The organism is Streptococcus infantis (genome assembly GCF_047464155.1).
In the GTDB taxonomy this organism is placed as follows: domain Bacteria; phylum Bacillota; class Bacilli; order Lactobacillales; family Streptococcaceae; genus Streptococcus; species Streptococcus infantis_U.
The window spans coordinates 1-23,714 of record NZ_JASHCL010000005.1 but is presented as its reverse complement, the minus strand read 5'-3'; the positions used below and the strand labels follow the sequence as shown (position 1 = coordinate 23,714).

Genomic DNA, 23,714 nt, shown 5'->3' with positions numbered 1-23,714 from the left:
AGGAATTAAAAAATGGATATCAAATCAGAAGTTATTGAAATTATTGATGAATTGTTTATGGAAGATGTTTCTGACATGATGGATGAGGATCTTTTTGATGCAGGTGTCTTGGACAGTATGGGAACAGTTGAATTAATTGTGGAAATTGAGAATCGCTTTGATATTCGTGTCCCGGTTACAGAATTTGGTCGTGATGACTGGAATACAGCCAATAAAATCGTAGCAGGGATTACGGAGTTAAAGAATGATTAAACGCTTGTGGTTGATTTTTGGACCACTCCTTGTAGCGGGTTTATTGGTTCTTCTACTTATCTTTTTCTATCCTAGCAGTAAAAGTCACAATCTTATGGAGGAAAAATACTCTGCGGCCTCAATAAGTGCAGAAAGCTTTAAGGAGAGAAGCCAAAAAGTGAGAGCTCTTACAGACCCTGACATGCGGTTTATCCCTTTCTTTGGATCAAGTGAATGGATTCGTTTTGATAGCATGCATCCAGGAGTATTAGCTGAAAAGTATAATCGCCCCTATCGTCCTTATTTTATGGGGCAGGCAGGAGCGGCTTCTCTTAGTCAGTATTTTGGGATGCAACAAATCACACCTGAGCTTAAAAATAAACAAGCTGTATTTGTAATCTCTCCACAGTGGTTTACAAAAGAGGATCATGATCCGACTATTTTCCAAACTTACTTTAATAACGATCAGTTGACTGCCTTTTTGGAGAATCAATCTGGGGATTTAGCCTCTCAATATGCGGCTAATAGACTCTTAAAGCAAAATCCAAGAGTTCCGATGAAGGGGATTGTTGAGAAACTGGCTAAGAATGAAAAATTGTCAGACTTTGATCAAACGATGGTTAATCTCTCTGCCGAGTTCAATGAGAGACAAGCTGCCCTTTTTGGTCAATTCTCCATTCGAGGCCAATTAAAGTATAAAGATCATATTGAAAAATATTTGAACAGCCTCCCGGATCAATTTTCTTATGAAGAATTGGAAAATATTGCACGTAAGGATGCAGAAGAAAATACGACCAATAATGATTTGGGGATGGATAACCACTTTTACAATACTCAACTAAAGAAAGATTTAAAAAAGTGGGAAGGGTATCAAAAAAATTACAACTTTCTCCAGTCAAGGGAGTATAATGATTTGCAGTTAGTGCTTGATCAGTTTGCCAAGTCTAAGGTCAATGTGCTCTTCGTGTTTCAACCTGTCAATAAAAAATGGATGGATTATACAGGTTTGAGTGAAGAAATGTATCAACACTCTGTCGAAAAAATTCGTTACCAATTGGAGAGTCAAGGTTTCACCAATATTGCTGATTTTTCAAAAAACGGTGATGAACCTTATTTTGTCAAGGATACGATTCATATCGGTTGGTTAGGCTGGTTGGCGTTTGATAAGGTTGTAAATCCTTTTTTGAGTAATCCAACAACAGCTCCTAATTACCAAATGAATGATCGATTCTTCAGTCAGGATTGGGCGGATTACGATGGTAATATCAAAGATTTTCAATAAATAGCAATAGAGCCTGAACCTTGGTTTGGGCTCTTTGTAATAGATGATTTTTGGTAATGGACATTGTGGTAGTGGCCTCTTCATTTGAACAAAGGTAAGTAAAAAGAGATCGAGAAAATGAAAACATAAAAAATTGTTTTCATCTTTTTTCTTGACTCCTTGCTTGGATGTGATATACTTAACTAGTAAAGGAATGGTGTGAGAACCTTGTATTTATAGAAATTCTGTTCTGAGAAAGGAGCAAATCATGAGACAGTTGGCAAAAGATATCGATCAATTTTTAAATGAGATTATTCTCAAGGCGGAAAATCAGCATGAAATTCTCATTGGTCATTGTACCAGTGATGTAGCCTTGACCAATACCCAGGAGCATATTCTCATGCTTTTATCAGAGGAGTCGCTCACCAACTCTGAGTTGGCGCGTCGTCTCAATGTTAGTCAAGCTGCCGTTACCAAGGCTATCAAATCCCTGATTAAGGAGGGGATGTTGGAGACATCTAAGGATCCTAAGGATGCTCGCGTTGTCTTCTATCAATTGACAGACTTGGCTCGACCTATTGCTGAGGAACACCACCATCATCATGAACATACCCTCTCGACTTATGAGCAGGTTGCCACTCAGTTTACGCCAAACGAACAAAAAATTATCCAGCGGTTTTTAACTGCTTTAGTAGGAGAAATCAAGTAATGAGATACATCACAGTAGAGGATTTGTCCTTCTATTATGACAAGGAACCTGTGCTTGAGCATATCAATTACAGTGTTGATAGTGGGGAATTTGTCACCCTTACTGGGGAAAATGGAGCAGCCAAGACAACGCTTATCAAGGCTAGTCTTGGAATTCTTCAACCACGAATTGGCAAAGTAACCATCTCAAAGACAAATATTCATGGGAAAAAATTAAGAATTGCCTATCTTCCCCAGCAGATCGCCAGTTTTAATGCGGGCTTTCCAAGTACTGTTTATGAGTTTGTCAAATCAGGTCGCTACCCAAGAAAGGGCTGGTTCCGTCGTTTGAATGCTCACGATGAAGAACACATTAAGGCGAGTTTGAACTCTGTCGGTATGTGGGAACATCGGGATAAACGGATTGGCTCTCTCTCTGGCGGACAAAAGCAAAGAGCGGTTATTGCACGTATGTTTGCTTCGGATCCAGATATCTTTATCTTGGATGAACCAACGACAGGGATGGATGCAGGTACTAAAAATGAATTCTATGAGCTCATGCACCATAGTGCCCACCATCATGGTAAGGCTGTCTTGATGATTACCCACGATCCTGAAGAAGTCAAGGATTACGCAGATCGTAACATTCACCTGGTTCGAGACCAAGATTCCCCATGGCGTTGCTTCAATGTCCATGAAAATGATCAGGAGGTGGACCATGTTTAATCTATTGTCTTATGATTTCATGCAGCGAGCCTTTTTGGCAGTTATTGCCATGAGTCTCTTTTCACCAGTTCTTGGGACCTTCCTCATCTTGCGTCGTCAAAGTCTCATGAGTGATACTCTGAGTCACGTTTCGCTTTCGGGTGTTGCCTTTGGCTTGGTTTTAGGAATTTCTCCGACCATCTCAACCATTGCCATTGTCTTGATTGCAGCGGTCTTTCTTGAATATCTCCGTACGGTTTATAAGAGCTTTATGGAGATTGGGACAGCCATTCTCATGTCTACAGGACTTGCAGTTTCACTCATTGTTATGAGTAAAGGTAAGAGCTCAAGTTCTATGAGCTTGGACCAATACCTTTTTGGTTCTATTGTGACTATTAGTCAAGAGCAGGTAATTGGACTCTTTGTCATTGCAGCGGTTGTTTTAATCCTGACCTTCCTCTTTTTAAGACCCATGTATATCCTAACCTTTGACGAGGATACAGCTTTTGTCGATGGACTTCCAGTGCGTACCATGTCTATTCTCTTTAACATGGTAACTGGTGTGGCTATTGCCCTCATGATACCAGCTGCGGGAGCACTTTTGGTATCGACTATCATGGTCTTACCAGCAAGTATTGCTTTGCGTCTAGGGAAGAACTTTAGTTCAGTGATGATACTTGCTAGTGCCATTGGTTTTCTTGGCATGGTTGCGGGGCTTTATATTTCCTATTATGCAGAGACACCACCAAGTGCAAGTATTACCATTATCTTTGTAGTTGTCTTTTTGTTAGTCAGCTTACTTAAACGTTTTATAAAATAGGAGAAGTAAATGAAAAAACTAGGCCTACTTTTGGCAAGTCTTGTGACCTTGTTCTTAGTCGCTTGTTCTAATCAAAAACAAGCAGACGGAAAATTAAATATTGTCACAACTTTCTATCCTGTCTACGAATTTACCAAGCAAGTAGCAGGAGATACAGCCAATGTCGAGCTCTTGATTGGGGCAGGGACAGAACCACATGATTATGAACCATCGCCTAAGGCAGTTGCTAAAATCCAAGACGCTGATGCCTTTGTTTATGAAAATGAGAACATGGAAACATGGGTTCCCAAGCTTTTAGATTCACTAGATGCGAAAAAAGTAAAAACAATCAAGGCTACTGGAGATATGTTGCTTCTTCCAGGTAGTGAAGAAGAGGAAGACCATGATCATGGCGAAGAAGGCCATCATCACGAGTATGACCCTCATGTATGGTTGTCTCCTGCGCGTGCAATCAAACTTGTAGAACATATCCGTGATAGTCTTTCAGATGACTATCCAGATAAGAAGGCGACTTTTGAGCAAAATGCAGCAGCCTATATCGAAAAACTACAAGCCTTGGACAAGGCCTATACTGAAGGGCTTTCTAATGCTAAACAAAAGAGTTTTGTGACCCAACACGCTGCCTTCCGTTATCTAGCCTTGGATTACGGACTCAATCAAGTTTCTATTTCAGGTCTTTCACCAGATGCGGAGCCTTCAGCAAGCCGTTTAGCAGAATTGACTGAGTACATCAAGAAAAATAAAATCTCTTATATCTACTTTGAAGAAAATGCTTCTCAAGCCCTAGCGAATACCCTCTCAAAAGAAACAGGAGTGAAGTTAGATGTTCTGAATCCTCTTGAAAGCTTGACCGAAGAGGACATGAAGGCTGGAGAAAACTATATCTCTGTCATGGAGAAAAATCTCAAGTCTCTCAAGCAGACAACTGATCAGGCAGGAGCAGAGATTGAACCAGAAAAGGCCGAGGAAACTAAAACCGTTCAAAATGGCTACTTTGAGGATGCAGATGTTAAGGACCGTACTTTGAGTGACTATGCTGGCAACTGGCAGTCTGTCTATCCTTTCCTTGAGGATGGGACTCTTGACCAAGTTTTTGACTACAAGGCTAAATTGACTGGTAAGATGACCAAGGATGAGTATAAGGCCTACTATCAAAAGGGTTACCAAACAGATGTGACCAAGATTAACATCACGGATAATACTATGGAATTCATCCAAGGTGGTCAAAGTAAGAAATATACTTACAAGTATGTCGGCAAGAAAATCTTGACTTATAAGAAAGGCAATCGTGGAGTACGCTTCCTCTTTGAAGCGACAGATGCGGATGCTGGACAATTTAAGTATGTTCAGTTTAGCGACCATAATATTGCTCCAGTCAAGGCAGAGCATTTCCATATTTTCTTTGGAGGCACTAGCCAAGAAGCCCTCTTTGAAGAGATGGACAACTGGCCAACCTACTATCCAGAGAATTTATCTGGTCAAGAAATCGCCCAAGAAATGTTGGCTCATTAAAGCGAAACAATCCTTCCTACATGGGGAGGATTGTTCTTTCATTTATCATATCTAAGCATCTGGATTGACATTGGTTGAGAAGAGAGTATAATAGCTGTAATAATAAAAGTTACAACAAAGGAGCTTTTCTATGGTTTACGAATATAATAGTCGCATTCATTTGGCAGAGGTGGCTTTAAATGTTAGAGATTTGGCTAGTCAAACTGCATTTTATCATCAATTACTTGGTTTGGAGATATTGAATCAATCGGAAAAAGAAATTCTTCTAGGTGCCGGAGGAAAACCGCTGGTGAAGCTTATCCAAACAGAAAATACAGGCAATCCTAAGCAGAGCTACGGTCTTTACCATATGGCTTTGCTTTTACCGACTCGAGAAGATTTGGCCAACGTTTTTAAACACTTGCTCGATTTAAAGATACCGCTAGTGGGTGGAGCGGACCATGGTTATAGTGAGGCTATCTATTTGGAAGACTTAGAGGGCAACGGGATTGAACTCTACAGAGATAAACCTGTGACAGTCTGGGATATTCGTGAGGATGGCCGTATTATTGGTGTGACAGAAGAACTGTCTGCCCAAGATATCTATGAACTGGGACAAGAACTAGATCCCTTTGTAATTGCAAGTGGTACTAGAATGGGACATGTTCATCTATCCGTTAAAAACAGTCGAGAAGCGTCTGCCTTTTACCAAGGTTCTCTAGGTCTTAAGGATAAATTCACGATTCCACATGCCAGTTGGATAGCATCAGGTGACTATCATCATCATTTGGCTGTCAATGAATGGGGAGGTAAAAACTTAGCTCCTCGTGAGCAAGGAATGGCAGGCCTAGCCTACTATGTCGTTGAAGTTGAGAACAAAGAGGAATTATTAAAAGTATTTGCTCAATCTCAAACTGGCAAGGCGATAACTCAGTGGTTTTCATTCTCAGAATTAAGCATGACTGACAAAGACGGTATCGTTACGCGAGTTAGAGTGGGGAACTAGAAGTCTTTACCTTTAAGATAAGTGCTCTTTTTGACAAAGGTCTGTATTAGAGATATAATGTAGAAAAATCGTTTAAGGATAAAGACATGACAAATTCAAAATACATTACACGCCTCAAACGCTCAGAGGGTCAATTGCGAGGTATTCAAAAGATGATGGAGGAAGAGCGTGATTGTGTCGATATCATTACTCAATTAACAGCAGTGCGATCCAGTGTTGATCGTATTATTGAACTGATGATAACGGAGAATTTAACATCTTGTATTAACGACCCTTTAGAGGATCCTCAAGCACAGAAGGAAAGATTGGAAAAGGCGGTTAAATACTTGATTAAACGCAAGTAATAAAAAACATACGTTTCTCTTAAATAGTGAATAAATGATTAAAAGAGCAGTTGGTTTTCTTGAAATTAGACCAATTGCTCTTTTTGAATTTTATTTATTAAATATCACCTGGCCAGGCATTCATGCCACCTTCTACATTGGTAACGTTGAGCCCTTGGGCGCTGAGAAATTGACAGGCAGAGGCAGAACGCACTCCTCCTTGACAGATGATATGGTATGTACGGTTAGGATTGAGTTCTTTGTAGCCTTGCTCCAAGGTACTTAACGGAAGATTTTTGGCACCTGGTGCATGTCCTGCTTGGAATTCATGTACTTCACGGACATCGATAAGATCTAGATTTTCATTTTGATATTTTTCATAAAAGTCAGCCATGCTGATATTAGTTAGCATATTCTACTCCTTCTGGATTCGCCATTTTGTATAGTGAATAAGCGCCATCAAGGTTTTGGACGATAAATCCTGCTTGCTTGAGGATACGCTCTGCGATATAGCTGCGCAAACCACTATGGCAGCTAACGATGTAGGCTTGGTTCTTGTCTAGTTCACCCAAGCGTTCTCGCAGTTCGTTTAGGGGGATATGAATGGTATCGACTTTGAGTCGACCACTCTGAAATTCGCCACTTGTCCGTACATCAATGAATTTCTTTCCTTTAGCTAGTTCGCCTTCGAGCTGGTACCATTGAACATTGTCGCTGAGACCTTCGATAAGGTTCAAGGCTGCGTAGCCCAGCATATTTACTGGATCTTTGGCAGAGCCAAATGGTGGCGCATAGGTGAACTCTAACTCTGGTAAGTCAAATACAGTGAGATTCCCTTTGATAGCAGTTGCTAGGATATCGATTCGCTTGTCAACACCTTTCTTCCCAACTCCTTGTGCACCATAGATTTTTCCAGTATTTGGGTCAAAGAGGAGCTTCAAGGTGATATCAGTAGCACCAGGATAATAACCAGCGTGGTCTTTCCCACTTACATGAAGTGCCTTGTAAGGAAGTTGATTCATGCTAAGGATACGTTCGCTGAGACCAGTCGAAGCAGCTGTCATATCAAAGGCACGAACGATAGCAGTGCCGATACTACCCTTGTTTGTACGAACGAGTCCTGCGATGACGTCCGCTACTTGGCGTCCTTGCCGATTGGCAGGAGAAGCAAGAGAGATGAGGGCGTCTTGGCCTGTGATTTCTTGCTTAACGACGATGGCATCTCCAACTGCAAAAATATCTTTTTGACTGGTTTCGTAACGTTCATCGACCAGGATCCCACCGCGAAGTCCCAGTTCAATTCCCGCAGCTTTAGCCAGTCCATTTTCAGGTTCAACACCGACAGAAAGGATGGTGAGGTCAGATGTGATTTTTTGACCGTTTTCGATAACGATGATTTTTCCTTGATCTTCAAATCGAGTCGCAGACTGGGAAGTGATAACACGAACACCGTTTGCCAGTAATTCTGCTTGGATAAAGGCTGCCATTTCTTTATCTAATGGTGGCAAGACATGAGGTGCTTTCTCCACGATAGTAACCTGTAATCCACGTTTTGCCAGGTTTTCAGCCATTTCAAGCCCGATAAAGCCTGCACCGATAACGACAGCTTCTTTTGGTTGATTATCCAAGGCTGCCATAATTTCATCGAGATCGGGAACATTGCGCAGCGTGTAGGTATTCTTAGCTTCTGCCAAGCCTTCAATGGCAGGAACAAATGGTTTAGCTCCTGGAGAGAGGATGAGTTTGTCATAGCTTTGTGTGAATTCTTGTCCATCATGGCGGACAGTCACAGTATGCTCTGCTGGGCAAATGCTGATGACCTCATGGAAAGGTCGCACATCCAGATTAAAGCGTGCCTTGAGACTTTCAGGGGTTTGGACTAACAAAGCTTCCCGTTTAGAAATTTCTCCTGAAACATAGTAAGGAAGTCCGCAGTTTGCAAAGGAAACAAAGGGACCTTTCTCAAAAATAGTGATTTCAGCGTCTTCTAAGAGACGTCTGAGACGGGTTGCTGCAGACATACCGCCTGCAACTCCTCCAATAATGATAATTTTCATTAATTTTCTCCCTCTTGTTCTATATGATCTTGCCTGTCCAAGCGCTCATACCACCTCGGACGTTGATAACATCATAGCCTTTTTTCTTTAGCTTTTTTGCAGCCATCTTGCTTCGAACACCGGAATGGCAAATGACATAAAGTGTTTCATTTGTCGCAGGTGTGTAAGCTCCGATTTCGGTTAGAGGAACATTCTTGGCGTTTTTGATATGGCCTCTACGGAATTCCGTAGGCGTCCGCACATCCAGTAGCTGAATTGGTTCCTTGAGTTTAGCTTCCAATTCGCTGGTAGAAATACTATCAATTTTTGTAAATAAATGAAACATAGGCACCTCCGATATACCCTTATGGGGTATATTAAACCACTAAGCAACGCTTTTGTCAAGTAAGTTGAATTGATTAGTATTGTTTCTTTTTCAGTATACAAGATGCCAACTTACAAACTAAAGAGTTGGTTGATAGGTTAATGAATAGAACCTGTCTTATTTATTCAACAACTACTTGTCTAGAAAATTACCTTTTCTGAAAACAAGCTACAACTATACTAAAGCAAGAAAAATCCTTCAAAGGTCTTGAAAAATCAGAGAAAATCAGGTATAATATGAGTAATCATTTGTCGTAGGTTTTGTCTGAAATATTGTCCGGACAAGGCTCACAGCAGTTAAATCTCCTCAAAAAAGTCGGATTTAACTGCTCTTTTTGTGCTTTTTTTCGGTATTTTTTGCATCTGTAACAGAGATTTAAAGATTCTGAAAAATTAGTCAAGGGGGATAAGTTGATAGGGGTTTTAGAACCATTAAACGATAATTATTAGCTTAGGCGACTAAGCTTGGAACTTTATTTACAAAGGAGAATCATCTTGGCAGGACATGACGTTCAATACGGGAAACATCGTACCCGTCGTAGTTTTTCAAGAATCAAAGAAGTTCTTGACTTACCAAATTTGATTGAAATTCAAACTGATTCATTTAAAGATTTCCTAGACCATGGTCTGAAGGAAGTGTTTGAAGATGTATTGCCAATTTCAAACTTCACAGAAACAATGGAGTTGGAATTTGTTGGCTACGAAATCAAAGAACCTAAATATACGCTTGAAGAAGCTCGCATCCATGATGCTAGTTATTCAGCACCAATCTTTGTAACTTTCCGCTTGATTAACAAAGAAACTGGCGAAATCAAAACTCAAGAAGTCTTCTTTGGTGATTTCCCAATCATGACTGAGATGGGTACTTTCATCATCAACGGTGGTGAACGTATTATTGTATCACAGTTGGTGCGTTCTCCAGGTGTTTACTTTAATGATAAAGTAGACAAAAACGGTAAAGTGGGCTACGGTTCAACTGTTATCCCTAACCGTGGAGCTTGGTTGGAACTGGAAAGCGACTCAAAAGACATCGCCTACACTCGTATCGACCGTACTCGTAAAATCCCATTTACGACCTTGGTTCGTGCGCTTGGTTTCTCAGGTGATGACGAAATCTTTGATATCTTTGGTGACAGCGAGTTGGTTCGCAACACTGTTGAAAAAGATATCCATAAAAACCCAATGGACTCTCGTACAGACGAAGCTTTGAAAGAAATTTATGAGCGTCTTCGTCCAGGTGAACCAAAAACTGCTGAGAGTTCACGTACCTTACTTGTGGCTCGTTTCTTCGACCCACGTCGTTATGACTTGGCAGCCGTTGGACGTTACAAGATTAACAAGAAATTAAATATTAAAACTCGTTTGCTTAACCAAACAATCGCTGAACCATTGGTAGACCCAGAAACTGGTGAAATCTTGGTTGAAAAGGGTACTGTCATGACTCGCGATGTCATTGAAAGTATCGAAGGCCACTTGGATGGTGACTTGAATAAGATTGTCTACACTCCAAATGACTCAGCAGTATTGACAGAACCAGTCGTACTCCAAAAATTCAAGGTTGTAGCACCAACTGATCCAGATCGTGTTGTAACAATCATCGGTAATGCAAATCCAGATGATAAAGTTCGCACAATCACTCCAGCAGACATCCTGGCTGAGATGAGCTACTTCCTCAACTTGGCTGAAGGTATCGGTCGTGTTGATGATATTGACCACCTTGGAAATCGTCGTATCCGTGCTGTTGGTGAATTGCTTGCCAACCAAGTACGTCTTGGACTTTCACGTATGGAACGTAACGTTCGTGAACGTATGTCTGTTCAAGATAACGAAGTATTAACACCTCAACAAATCATTAACATCCGTCCAGTGACTGCGGCGATTAAAGAATTCTTTGGCTCTTCACAATTGTCACAGTTCATGGACCAACACAACCCACTTTCTGAGTTGTCTCACAAACGTCGTTTGTCTGCCTTAGGGCCTGGTGGTTTGACACGTGACCGCGCTGGATATGAAGTGCGTGACGTGCACTACACTCACTATGGTCGTATGTGTCCGATTGAAACACCTGAAGGACCAAACATCGGTTTGATCAACAACTTGTCTTCATACGGGCACCTCAACAAGTATGGTTTCATTCAAACACCATACCGTAAAGTTGACCGTGCGACTGGTAAAGTAACCAACGAAATCGTTTGGTTGACTGCCGATGAAGAAGATGAATACACAGTAGCACAGGCTAATTCTAAATTGAACGCAGATGGAACTTTTGCAGAAAAAGTTGTCATGGGACGTCACCAAGGGGTTAACCAAGAATATCCGGCGTCAAGTGTTGATTACATGGACGTTTCTCCTAAACAGGTAGTTGCTGTTGCGACAGCATGTATTCCTTTCTTGGAAAACGATGACTCCAACCGTGCCCTCATGGGTGCCAACATGCAACGTCAGGCTGTACCATTGATTGATCCAAAAGCACCATTCGTTGGTACTGGTATGGAATATCAAGCAGCCCATGACTCTGGAGCGGCTGTTATCGCTCAATACGATGGTAAAGTTACCTATGCAGATGCAGATAAGGTAGAAGTTCGTCGTGAAGACGGTTCGCTTGATGTTTACCATATCCAAAAATTCCGTCGTTCAAACTCAGGTACTGCCTACAACCAACGCACCCTTGTAAAAGTTGGTGATGTCGTTGAAAAAGGCGACTTTATCGCTGATGGACCTTCTATGGAAAAAGGTGAAATGGCGCTTGGACAAAACCCAATCGTTGCCTACATGACATGGGAAGGTTACAACTTCGAGGATGCCGTTATCATGAGCGAACGCTTGGTCAAAGACGATGTTTACACATCTGTTCACCTCGAAGAATACGAATCAGAAACTCGCGATACAAAGCTTGGGCCTGAAGAAATCACTCGTGAAATTCCAAACGTTGGTGAAGATGCCCTTAAGGACCTTGACGAAATGGGTATCATCCGTATCGGTGCTGAGGTTAAAGAAGGGGATATCCTTGTAGGTAAAGTAACACCTAAGGGTGAAAAAGACCTTTCTGCTGAAGAACGCCTCTTGCACGCTATCTTCGGAGACAAATCTCGTGAAGTTCGTGACACTTCTCTTCGTGTACCACACGGTGCCGACGGTGTCGTTCGTGATGTTAAAATCTTTACACGTGCAAATGGTGATGAATTGCAATCTGGTGTCAACATGCTAGTTCGCGTCTACATCGCTCAAAAACGTAAGATCAAGGTCGGAGATAAGATGGCCGGACGTCACGGGAACAAAGGGGTTGTTTCTCGTATCGTTCCTGTAGAAGATATGCCTTATCTTCCAGATGGAACTCCAGTTGATATCATGTTGAACCCACTTGGGGTACCATCACGTATGAATATCGGTCAGGTTATGGAACTTCACCTTGGTATGGCGGCTCGTACTCTTGGCATCCACATCGCAACGCCAGTCTTTGACGGAGCAAGTTCTGAAGATCTTTGGGACACTGTCAAAGAAGCAGGTATGGATAGCGACGCTAAGACTATCCTATACGACGGGCGTACTGGTGAACCATTTGATAACCGTGTGTCAGTTGGTGTCATGTACATGATCAAACTTCACCATATGGTTGATGATAAATTGCACGCTCGTTCAGTCGGACCATACTCAACCGTTACACAACAACCACTCGGAGGTAAAGCTCAGTTTGGTGGACAACGTTTCGGTGAGATGGAGGTTTGGGCGCTTGAAGCCTATGGTGCATCAAATGTCCTTCAAGAAATCTTGACTTACAAGTCTGACGATATCAACGGACGTTTGAAAGCTTATGAAGCTATTACTAAAGGAAAACCAATTCCAAAACCAGGTGTTCCAGAATCATTCCGAGTTCTTGTAAAAGAATTGCAATCTCTTGGTCTTGACATGCGTGTCCTTGACGAAGATGATCAAGAAGTGGAACTTCGTGACCTTGATGAAGGAATGGACGAAGATGTCATCCACGTAGATGACCTTGAAAAAGCCCGCGAAAGAGCAGCTCAAGAGGCTAAAGCAGCCTTTGAAGCTGAAGAAAATGCAAAAGCGGAAGCAACAGAAGAAGCTGCTGAACAAGAATAAGCAGTTCACTTATAATAGAAAGGGAAGAAATAGTGGTTGATGTAAATCGTTTTAAAAGTATGCAAATCACACTAGCTTCTCCAAGCAAAGTCCGTTCATGGTCTTATGGAGAAGTCAAAAAACCTGAAACAATCAATTACCGTACGTTGAAACCAGAACGTGAAGGACTCTTTGATGAAGTGATCTTTGGTCCTACAAAAGACTGGGAGTGTGCTTGTGGTAAATACAAACGCATTCGTTACAGAGGGATTGTTTGTGACCGTTGTGGTGTCGAAGTAACGCGTACAAAAGTTCGTCGTGAACGTATGGGACACATCGAGTTGAAAGCTCCTGTATCTCATATCTGGTATTTCAAGGGGATTCCAAGCCGTATGGGCTTGACCCTTGATATGAGTCCTCGTGCCCTCGAGGAAGTTATCTACTTTGCTGCTTACGTGGTGATCGATCCAAAAGATACACCACTTGAGCACAAGTCTATCATGACAGAGCGTGAATACCGTGAACGCTTGCGTGAGTTTGGTCATGGTTCATTCGTTGCCAAAATGGGTGCCGAAGCTATCCAAGACCTCTTGAAACAAGTAGATCTTGAAAAAGAAATTGCTGAACTCAAAGAAGAGTTAAAAACAGCTACTGGACAAAAACGTGTCAAAGCTATCCGTCGTTTGGATGTTTTAGACGCTTTTCACAAGTCTGGCAACAAGCCTGAATGGATGATTCTCAACATCCTTCCAGTTATTCCACCAGATCTTCGTCCAATGTTGCAGTTGGATGGTGGCCGTTTTGCCTCATCTGACTTGAACGACCTTTACCGCCGTGTTATCAACCGTAATAACCGTTTGGCTCGTTTGCTTGAGTTGAATGCACCAGGTATCATCGTTCAAAATGAGAAGCGTATGCTTCAAGAAGCGGTCGACGCTTTGATTGACAATGGTCGTCGTGGTCGTCCGATCACAGGGCCAGGTAGCCGTCCGCTTAAATCATTGAGTCACATGCTCAAAGGGAAACAAGGACGCTTCCGTCAAAACTTGCTCGGTAAACGTGTTGACTTCTCAGGACGTTCCGTTATCGCCGTTGGTCCAACTCTTAAGATGTACCAATGTGGTGTGCCACGTGAAATGGCAATCGAGCTCTTTAAACCATTCGTGATGCGTGAAATCGTAGCTCGCGATATCGTGCAAAACGTTAAAGCGGCTAAACGCTTGGTAGAACGTGGGGATGAACGTATCTGGGATATCCTCGAAGAAGTTATCAAAGAACACCCAGTACTTTTGAACCGCGCACCTACCCTTCACCGTTTGGGTATCCAAGCCTTTGAGCCTGTCTTGATTGACGGTAAAGCCCTTCGCTTGCACCCACTTGTCTGTGAAGCCTACAATGCCGACTTTGACGGTGACCAAATGGCCATCCACGTACCGCTCTCAGAAGAAGCCCAAGCAGAAGCTCGTATCTTGATGCTTGCTGCTGAGCACATCTTGAACCCTAAAGATGGTAAACCAGTTGTTACTCCATCTCAGGACATGGTTTTGGGTAACTACTACTTGACCATGGAAGAAGCTGGTCGTGAAGGCGAAGGTATGGTCTTTAAAGACCGTGACGAAGCTGTCATGGCTTACCGCAATGGTTATGTTCACCTCCACTCACGTGTAGGTATCGCAACAGATAGCCTTAACAAACCATGGACAGAAGAGCAGAAACACAAAATCTTGCTTACAACTGTTGGTAAAATCCTCTTCAACGATATCATGCCAGAAGGACTACCTTACTTGCAAGAGCCAACAAACGCTAACTTGACAGAAGGTGTTCCGGCTAAGTACTTCTTGCCATTAGGTGGAAATATCAAGGAAGCTATCGATGGGCTTGAACTCAACCCACCATTCAAGAAGAAAAACCTTGGAAATATCATCGCTGAAATCTTCAAACGTTTCCGTACGACAGAAACATCTGCCCTACTTGACCGTATGAAGAACCTCGGCTATCACCATTCAACTCTTGCAGGTTTGACAGTGGGTATCGCCGATATTCCAGTCGTTGAAGACAAGGCTGAAATCATCGAAGAATCACACAAACGTGTAGAACAAATCACAAAACAATTCCGTCGTGGTATGATCACAGATGACGAGCGCTATAACGCTGTTACAGCTGAATGGCGTGCTGCCCGTGAAAAATTGGAGAAACGTTTGGTTGCTAACCAAGATCCTAAGAACCCAATCGTTATGATGATGGACTCTGGAGCCCGTGGTAACATCTCAAACTTCTCACAGCTTGCCGGTATGCGTGGTCTGATGGCTGCTCCGAACGGACGTATCATGGAATTGCCAATCCTTTCAAACTTCCGCGAAGGTTTGTCAGTACTCGAAATGTTCTTCTCAACTCACGGTGCTCGTAAAGGTATGACCGATACGGCCCTTAAAACAGCCGACTCAGGTTACTTGACTCGTCGTTTGGTTGACGTTGCCCAAGATGTGATTATTCGTGAAGATGACTGTGGAACAGACCGTGGTCTCTTGATCCGTTCTATCACTGAAGGTAAAGAGATGATTGAGTCTCTTGAAGAACGTCTCAATGGTCGTTACACTAAGAAAACTGTTAAACACCCAGAAACTGGGGCGGTTATCATTGGTCCAAATGAATTAATTACAGAAGACAAAGCACGTGAAATTGTCAATGCTGGTGTCGAAGAAGTAACTATCCGTTCCGTATTTACATGTAACACTCGTCATGGTGTCTGCCGTCACTGTTACGGTATCAACTTGGCGACTGGTGATGCTGTTGAAGTCGGTGAAGCAGTTGGTACAATCGCTGCCCAATCTATCGGGGAACCTGGTACACAGCTTACAATGCGTACCTTCCACACGGGTGGGGTTGCCTCAAATACCGATATCACTCAGGGTCTTCCTCGTGTCCAAGAAATCTTTGAAGCCCGCAATCCTAAAGGGGAAGCGGTCATCACAGAAGTCAAAGGACAGGTTACTGCTATTGAAGAAGATGCTTCAACTCGTACTAAGAAAGTCTTCGTTAAAGGTGAAACTGGCGAAGGCGAATACGTGGTACCATTCACAGCACGTATGCGTGTAGAAGTTGGCGATCAAATTTCTCGTGGTGCAGCATTGACAGAAGGTTCTATCCAACCAAAACGTCTCCTTGCTGTACGTGATGTCTTGTCAGTTGAAACCTACCTCCTCGGTGAAGTCCAAAAAGTTTACCGTAGCCAAGGGGTAGAAATCGGAGACAAACACATCGAGGTAATGGTTCGTCAAATGATCCGTAAAGTCCGTGTCATGGATCCAGGTGATACAGACCTTCTCATGGGAACTCTCATGGACATCAATGACTTTACAGATGCCAACAAAGATGTTCTTATCGCAGGTGGTGTTCCAGCAACTGGTCGTCCAGTCCTTATGGGAATTACCAAAGCCTCACTCGAAACAAACAGTTTCTTGTCAGCTGCTTCCTTCCAGGAAACAACTCGTGTCCTTACAGATGCGGCTATCCGTGGTAAGAAAGACCATCTCCTTGGTCTCAAGGAAAATGTTATCATCGGTAAGATCATCCCAGCTGGTACTGGTATGGCTCGCTACCGTAACCTTGAACCACAAGCAGTCAACGAAGAATCCCTCCTTGCAGATTCGCAAGAAGAGGAACAAGCTGATACTCTAGTAGGGACTAGCGAAACTGTTGAATAATCTTATATAGTTAAAAGAGGGGCTCACCCCTCTTTTGGCATGTTTAGGCACTGAAAATTATATGTAATTTTTCTGAAAAATGGCAATAAATTGAAATTAAGTTAACTTATTTTTATGTCTCAAAATGATGAGCATTATGTTTTGATTTTAAGTATAATAGTGCTAAAATAAGACGTTGCATGTTTAGGTTTTTTTGAAAAACAATGCATAAAATATAACAATATATACACTCCCTAAAGGGTAATGGAGGTAAATCATGAAAAATGATCTGTTTAACGACCGAATTAGTCGATTCTCGATCCGTAAGCTTCATGTAGGAGTTTGCTCGGTCTTACTCGGAACGTTAGTAATGCTTGGAACAGCTACAGGTGTCGGAGCTGATGAAGTAACAGAAGAAAAACAAGCTAACGGAGTTGCAACTACAACAGAAGTAGATAAAGCAGAAGCTCCTCTTACTACAGAAGCAGCTCCTGCTAAAGAAGTAACGTATCAAGCAGAAGCAGCCCCTGCAGTTTCTACTGAAGTGAAACCTGAGCTTAAGACTGAAAAGTTGTCAGCTTATGTTGCTGAAATTGAAGCAAACGTGGCAAATGGTAAATACAGCAACAAGACAGACGAGAGTGTTGAGATTCTTAAAGTAGCTCTTGCTAATGCTAAAAACGCACTTACTTCTGCTACAAGTCAAGCTGAACTAGATGCAGCTTATCAATCGCTTGTAACAACTGTCAATGCTAAACTAAAAAATAAAGAAAAAGTTGTAGCTGAAGAAAAAGTAGCAACTGCTGATAAGACAGAAGCAACAACTGGAAAACCTGCAGAAAATACAAAACCAGCTGAAGGTACAAACTCAATTGCGAATACAGGTAAAAACGACCCTCGTAATGGTAAAGAGATTGATAAGAATACTGCCTTCCGTGCAGATACTGCAACAGCTACTGGAATTGGTGCAGACGTTGAAGACGCAACTTCAACTCCAAAGGTAGAAAAACCTGGCTTTACAACAAATATCAATGCTAAAGACATAGCCAGCCAAATCTCTTGGTTGGACTTTGGAGATAAGGCTAACTGGACAGGTACAACGACTACATCAGATGGCAAACTTGCACTTCAAGTTGGTGCTACATATACTAAAGAAATTATGCCGGGCTATGTGGTAACCATCAAGGTTAAGTCTTTGAAACCCTTCCAAGCGACAGAAATCTACAAAAAGCGGTTAGAAGAACGAGGAGCTACAGAAGCTGAAAAAGCTACCTATGATCCAAATGCAAAAAATGGATATATCAACTCTATTGGTGATGCAACAACAAGAGCTGCTTTTAATAATAAAGAAGAAGCAAAAGTAATTGCGGATCCACAAAATAAATGGACTGAAATCCGTAAAGAAGGGATCGACACTGGTAATAAACAAACTACGATTTCTTCAGAATTCAACGGTGGAAATATCGGTGCTCAGTTTGAAATTTCTGCGACCTTCCGCGGAAAAATGGTCAAACCTGCTATTGTTATGGCCGATGGTGAGTCAGCTAACCCAGGTGAGTTAGTACTCTTCACTACAAACGGTTCAGGTTGGCAACATATCGGGGAATGGTTTAAAAATAATAATAAAAATACGAAAACCTATGTTCCTCAAGATACAAATAACTTATTCGATCCTACAAAACCTAATAACGTTGTAAATATTGATGGAGTTAACATTACTGGACTTAACTTAAACCTTTTACGTAGAGCAACTGGTGTGGGTGAAGAAGGTAAAACTGTAGCATGGAAATACTATGGAAGCGCAGACTTGAAGACAGGTGGTTTAGGAACAGGAGTATTTGGTCCTAACATATCCGCAGCTAATGTTTCAGTACCACTCGTTATGACGCGTGGGGCTTCTGAAATTGGATTATATATCGCATCTTCAGGTAAACAATCAGCAATGCTTGGTTTCTTCCCGCTTGATGAAGGAGATGCCCCTGAATCATATGGTAAGGCTATTCATTCTATCGCAACGGTTGATGGGCTTACAGGTAAGAAAGTAAACCAACCTTATCTCGGCCACTTGAGTCCTGATATGGATGAAAACAATACCCTTGATTGGACTGGTGACGATAAAGCGACAACGGCTGATGAAGGAATCGACCAATTGCTTCCGAATGACCTCAAAGGAAAAACCAATGAGTTGATCAAGATGGATCGTACAAAACCAGGGAATTACACGATTACTGTTGAAGCTCATACAGACGGGGCGCCTCAAGCCAATATTTATGGTTGGGTTGACTTTAACCAAAACGGTACCTTTGATGAAGACGAACGCTCTGATTTAGCAACCATTACTAAGGATGGAGCCGTTACCCTAAGATTCACCAAGAGCAAAACCTATATCGATCCTAGTGTCAACGAACTAGGAGTACGGTTACGAATTGCTAAGGATGCTGCTCAAATTGAGAGTCCGACAGGAATGGCCTTTTCAGGGGAGGTTGAGGACTTCAAGACTCAAATCACCCATCCACCAAAAGGAGAATTCAAAGAAACAACTGGTCCTCAAGGTGCTAAACAAACAGCAACTGTAGCCTTTACTGCTCGAGGTTTGCAAGGCTATAGTCTAACTGAGTCAGCAAAAATTGATGAAACAGTAGCACCATACATTGTCGATGCAAATGGGAACAAGGCTACTTTGGATGCTGAAGGCTACTATGTCGTACCAGGTCAAGGTAAATACAAAGTTACTGGTAATGGTAAAGACGTAGATGTGGAATTCATCCCAGAAGATCACTTCCTAGGCACAGCTGATGGAATCTCTATCCGTCGTACAGATAGTAATGGTTACGATACTGGTTGGTCAACTAAATTCCCAGATAAGGAAGCAAACGTTGATACAGTATTAAACACAATGGATGGTCTTTACATCCCAACAGTAACTCCAAGTGATATTGAAGGTGTTGATAAGACGTCAACTGATGTCCAAGGAGCAACTCAAACAGGTACACCAACCTTTAACACAACTCTTACAAATGCTAATGGGGATAAGATTGCTGTCACTCCAAGCTTAGAGTATCCTGCTAAATTAGTGGACCCAGCAACTGGACAAGTCACCAACGCAACTTCTGTAACAGTAGCGGGAGAAGGAACATACTCAATCAATGATGCTACAGGAGAAGTTACCTTTGTTCCAGAACCAGGATTTACTGGTACTGCAAAAGGTGTTACTGTGTCATTGACTGCACCTGTCGGAAGAGATAAAGATGGTACTGTTCGTGATGAATACCTCAAGACTGCTACAGCTAAGTACACACCAACAGTAACTCCAATTACAATCACTCCAACAGATAAGGTCTCTGAGGATATCCAAAACGTTCCACAAACTCAAACTCCTACATTTGAGTTGAGCAATGACAAAACTGCAAAAATCACAAGCAAGAAATTGGTAGACCCAGCTACTGGTCAACCTACTGATGAAACTACTGTGACAGTTCCAGGAGAAGGAAGCTACACAATCGATCCTACCACAGGAGCAGTAACCTTCACACCTGAAAAAGACTTTGTTGGAACCGCTAAAGGAGTTAAGGTTCAAGCAACTGCAACTATTACAAATGCTAAAGGCGAAACTTCAACTATTACTGCTGAAGCAAGCTACACACCAACTGTAAAAGCAGCTGTTCCGACAGCTCAACCAGCTACTTCTAAAGACATCCAAGGTGCAACTCAAACAGGTACACCAACCTTTGCAGGTACAACTGTTTCTGTTAACGGTGAAGACAAAGAAATCACTATTAAAGACAACAGCTACACGCTTTTGGATAAAGATGGCAATGAAGTTACAACTACAACTGCTTATGCTGAAGATGGAACAACACCAATCGGTACTTTCACAATCGACCCAGCAACTGGTACTGTAACCTTCACACCAACAGATAAATCTTATACAGGTAAAGTAACTCCTGTTAAGGTTCAAGCTGAAAGCTCAAACGGAATCAAGGTTGATACAACTTACACTCCTGAGATTGTTCCAGTAACTCCAACTGCGACTCCAGCTGAAACAACAGATATTCAAGGTGCAACTCAAACAGGGAAACCTGAGTTCAAGGGTGGAACTGTGACTGTTGATGGAGTAGAAAAAACTGTTCCAATCAACGAAGCTGTTCCAGCAACATTTGACGATGGCTCAACAACTAAGACAGTTGAAGGAGTTGGTACATACACAGTAACAGCTGATGGAACAGTAACATTTGTTCCTGAAAAATCATTTGTTGGTAAGGCTCCTGCTGTAACAGTTGTTCGTGAAGATATGAACGGAACAAAAGCTTCTGCAACATATACACCAACAGTAACACCGGTAACACCAACAGCTGAAGATGTGACTTCAACAGATATCCAAGGTAAGACACAAACAGGTAAACCTGAATTTACTGAGGGTGATAGCCGTGTACCAATCAACGAAGATGTTCCAGCAACATTTGAAGATGGTTCAACAACTAAGACTATCCCAGGTGAAGGAACATACACAGTAGCCCCAGATGGAACTGTAACATTCGTACCAGAAAAATCATTCACAGGAACAGGAACAGGCGTGACTGTTAAACGTGTAGATAAGAACGGTACACCAGTAACAGCTAAGTACACACCAACTGTAACTCCAGTAACACCAACTGCAACACCAGCTGAATCAGTTGCACCTCAAGGTGTGGTTCAAACTGGTACTGTTACATTCAAAGAAGGTGACCCAGTTGCACCAATCGACAAGGATACCATTACTCTTCTTGACGAAAATGGTCAACCAGCTACATCAGTAGTTGCTAAGTCACCAGAAGGTAAAGAAATCGGTACTTTCACAGTTGATAAAGAAACAGGTGTTGTAACATTCACACCAACTGACAAGTCATACTCAGGTGATGTTGTTCCAGTTAAGGTTCAAGCTAAAGATGCTAACGGTACTGCAGTAGAAACAACTTACACACCTAAGATTACTCCAGTAGTTCCAACAGCAGAACCAGCAACTTCAACAGATATCCAAGGTAAGACACAAACAGGTAAACCTAAGTTTACAGAAGGTGATCCAAGTGTACCAATGGATGACGATGTTCCAGCAACCTTCGAAGATGGTTCAACAACTAAGACTATCCCAGGTGAAGGAACATACACAGTAGCCCCAGATGGAACTGTAACATTCGTACCAGAAAAATCATTCACAGGAACAGGAACAGGCGTAACTGTTAAACGTGTAGATAAGAATGGTACACCAGTAACAGCTAAGTACACACCAACAGTAACTCCGGTAACACCAACAGCTGAAGATGCTACTTCAACTGATAAACAAGGTCAAACACAATCAGGTAAACCAACATTTACACCAGGTAACTCAAGCGTACCAATGGATGATGATGTTCCTGCAACCTTCGAAGATGGTTCAACAACTAAGACTATCCCAGGTGAAGGAACATACACAGTAGCGCCAGATGGAACTGTAACCTTCGTACCAGAAAAATCATTCACAGGAACAGGAACAGGCGTGACTGTTAAACGTGTAGATAAGAATGGTACACCAGTAACAGCTAAGTACACACCAACAGTAACACCAGTAACACCAACTGCAACACCAGCTGAATCAGTTGCACCTCAAGGTGTGGTTCAAACTGGTACTGTTACATTCACAGAAGGTGACCCAGTTGCACCAATCGACAAGGATACGATTACTCTTCTTGACGAAAGTGGTCAACCAGCTACATCAGTAGTTGCTAAGTCACCAGAAGGTAAAGAAATCGGTACTTTCACAGTTGATAAAGAAACAGGTGTTGTAACATTTACACCAATTGACAAGTCATACTCAGGTGATGTTGTTCCAGTTAAGGTTCAAGCTAAAGATGCTAACGGTACTGCTGTAGAAACAACTTACACACCTAAGATTACTCCAGTAGTTCCAACAGCAGAACCAGCAACTTCAACAGATATCCAAGGTAAGACACAAACAGGTAAACCTAAGTTTACAGAAGGTGATCCAAGTGTACCAATGGATGACGATGTTCCAGCAACATTTGAAGATGGTTCAACAACTAAGACTATCCCAGGTGAAGGAACATACACAGTAGCGCCAGATGGAACTGTAACATTCGTACCAGAAAAATCATTCACAGGAACAGGAACAGGCGTGACTGTGAAACGTGTAGATAAGAACGGTACACCAGTAACAGCTAAGTACACACCAACTGTTACACCTATCACACCAACAGCAGAACCAGTAACATCAACAGATATTCAAGGTCAAACACAAACAGGTAAACCAACATTCACACCAGGTAACTCAGACGTACCGATGGATGATGATACACCTGCAACCTTCGAAGATGGTTCAACAACTAAGGTAATTCCAGGTGAAGGAACATACACAGTAGCGCCAGATGGAACTGTAACATTCGTACCAGAAAAATCATTCACAGGAACAGGAACAGGCGTGACTGTGAAACGTGTAGATAAGAACGGTACACCAGTAACAGCTAAGTACACACCAACTGTTACACCAGTAACACCAACAGCAGAACCAGCTACAACTATTGGACCAAAAGGTAAAGAACAGTCTGGTAAACCAACATTCAAGGAAGGCGATAGACGTGTTCCAATGAACGATGATGTTCCAGCTACATTTGACGATGGTTCAACAACTAAGACAATTCCAGGTGTTGGTACTTACACAGTAGCACCAGACGGAACAGTAACCTTCAAACCAGAACCTGAATTTACAGGAACAGCTCCATCTGTAACAGTTGTTCGTGAAGATATGAACGGAACAAAAGCTTCTGCAACATACACACCAACAGTAACACCAGTTACTACGTTTGTAGATAAAGAAGGTAAAGCAATTCCAGGATATCCAACAGAAGATGGTGAAAATCCTAAGAAAGATATTCCAGGATACCGCTTCGTAGAGACTAAGAAACTTCCAAACGGCGACACAGAACATGTCTACGAAAAAGTGAAGACTAGTCACAAGGATAAAGACGGAAATGAAATTC

Annotated in this window: 14 protein-coding genes; 11 read left to right on the top strand and 3 right to left on the bottom strand. The window is 42.2% G+C overall.

Annotation, left to right across the window (positions count from 1 at the left end; translation table 11 throughout):
- The first annotated feature begins 12 nt into the window (after positions 1-12).
- The 8 genes from dltC to QM810_RS09045 all read left to right on the top strand — a co-directional run bounded on the left by dltC (position 13) and on the right by QM810_RS09045 (position 6,545).
- Positions 13-252: a D-alanine--poly(phosphoribitol) ligase subunit DltC gene (dltC, locus tag QM810_RS09080; RefSeq protein WP_414254617.1), complete on the top strand. Its 240-nt coding sequence runs from the start codon at positions 13-15 to the stop codon at positions 250-252.
- A complete protein-coding gene (dltD, locus tag QM810_RS09075; protein WP_414254616.1) occupies positions 245-1,513 on the top strand; it encodes a D-alanyl-lipoteichoic acid biosynthesis protein DltD in 1,269 nt (422 codons plus the stop codon). The genes dltC and dltD overlap by 8 nt, the downstream gene beginning before the upstream one ends.
- A gap of 247 nt (positions 1,514-1,760) precedes the next feature.
- Complete coding sequence (gene adcR, locus QM810_RS09070; protein WP_414254615.1) at positions 1,761-2,201, top strand: zinc-dependent transcriptional regulator AdcR; 441 nt, start codon at positions 1,761-1,763, stop codon at positions 2,199-2,201.
- The gene (locus tag QM810_RS09065; RefSeq protein WP_045762612.1) at positions 2,201-2,905 is read left to right on the top strand and encodes a metal ABC transporter ATP-binding protein; all 705 of its coding nucleotides are present in this window, start codon (positions 2,201-2,203) and stop codon (positions 2,903-2,905) included. Before adcR ends, QM810_RS09065 begins: the two co-directional genes overlap by 1 nt.
- Complete coding sequence (locus tag QM810_RS09060) at positions 2,898-3,704, top strand: metal ABC transporter permease (protein ID WP_414254614.1); 807 nt, start codon at positions 2,898-2,900, stop codon at positions 3,702-3,704. Before QM810_RS09065 ends, QM810_RS09060 begins: the two co-directional genes overlap by 8 nt.
- Positions 3,705-3,713: 9 nt before the next feature.
- On the top strand, positions 3,714-5,216 hold the full coding sequence (locus tag QM810_RS09055; protein ID WP_414254613.1) for a zinc ABC transporter substrate-binding protein AdcA: 1,503 nt from the start codon (positions 3,714-3,716) through the stop codon (positions 5,214-5,216).
- Between the two features lie 130 nt (positions 5,217-5,346).
- Positions 5,347-6,201 carry a VOC family protein gene (locus QM810_RS09050; protein WP_414254612.1) on the top strand — a complete coding sequence of 285 codons (855 nt, stop codon included), beginning with the start codon at positions 5,347-5,349 and terminating at the stop codon, positions 6,199-6,201.
- An 86-nt stretch (positions 6,202-6,287) separates the two neighbouring features.
- Entirely contained in the window at positions 6,288-6,545 is a 258-nt protein-coding gene (locus tag QM810_RS09045) for a metal-sensitive transcriptional regulator (protein WP_006150993.1), read from the top strand.
- Between the two features lie 97 nt (positions 6,546-6,642).
- Here the strand turns inward: QM810_RS09045 and QM810_RS09040 are convergent, their stop codons facing one another.
- The 3 genes from QM810_RS09040 to QM810_RS09030 are packed head-to-tail and all read right to left on the bottom strand — an operon-like array spanning position 6,643 to position 8,906.
- Positions 6,643-6,936: a rhodanese-like domain-containing protein gene (locus tag QM810_RS09040; protein WP_414254611.1), complete on the bottom strand. Its 294-nt coding sequence runs from the start codon at positions 6,934-6,936 to the stop codon at positions 6,643-6,645.
- The gene (locus QM810_RS09035) at positions 6,926-8,581 is read right to left on the bottom strand and encodes an FAD-dependent oxidoreductase (RefSeq protein ID WP_414254610.1); all 1,656 of its coding nucleotides are present in this window, start codon (positions 8,579-8,581) and stop codon (positions 6,926-6,928) included. Before QM810_RS09035 ends, QM810_RS09040 begins: the two co-directional genes overlap by 11 nt.
- 19 nt (positions 8,582-8,600) lie before the next feature.
- Entirely contained in the window at positions 8,601-8,906 is a 306-nt protein-coding gene (locus tag QM810_RS09030; protein ID WP_006150962.1) for a rhodanese-like domain-containing protein, read from the bottom strand.
- 533 nt (positions 8,907-9,439) lie between these two features.
- On the opposite strand from QM810_RS09030, the gene QM810_RS09025 reads away from it, so the two are divergent.
- From QM810_RS09025 to QM810_RS09015, 3 genes are all read left to right on the top strand, one after another.
- Complete coding sequence (locus QM810_RS09025; protein WP_414254609.1) at positions 9,440-13,042, top strand: DNA-directed RNA polymerase subunit beta; 3,603 nt, start codon at positions 9,440-9,442, stop codon at positions 13,040-13,042.
- Positions 13,043-13,074: 32 nt separating this feature from the next.
- Positions 13,075-16,725 carry a DNA-directed RNA polymerase subunit beta' gene (gene rpoC, locus QM810_RS09020; RefSeq protein ID WP_414254608.1) on the top strand — a complete coding sequence of 1,217 codons (3,651 nt, stop codon included), beginning with the start codon at positions 13,075-13,077 and terminating at the stop codon, positions 16,723-16,725.
- A 256-nt stretch (positions 16,726-16,981) separates the two neighbouring features.
- A partial coding sequence (locus tag QM810_RS09015) for a CshA/CshB family fibrillar adhesin-related protein (RefSeq protein WP_414254607.1) occupies positions 16,982-23,714 on the top strand: 6,733 nt, incomplete at its 3' end.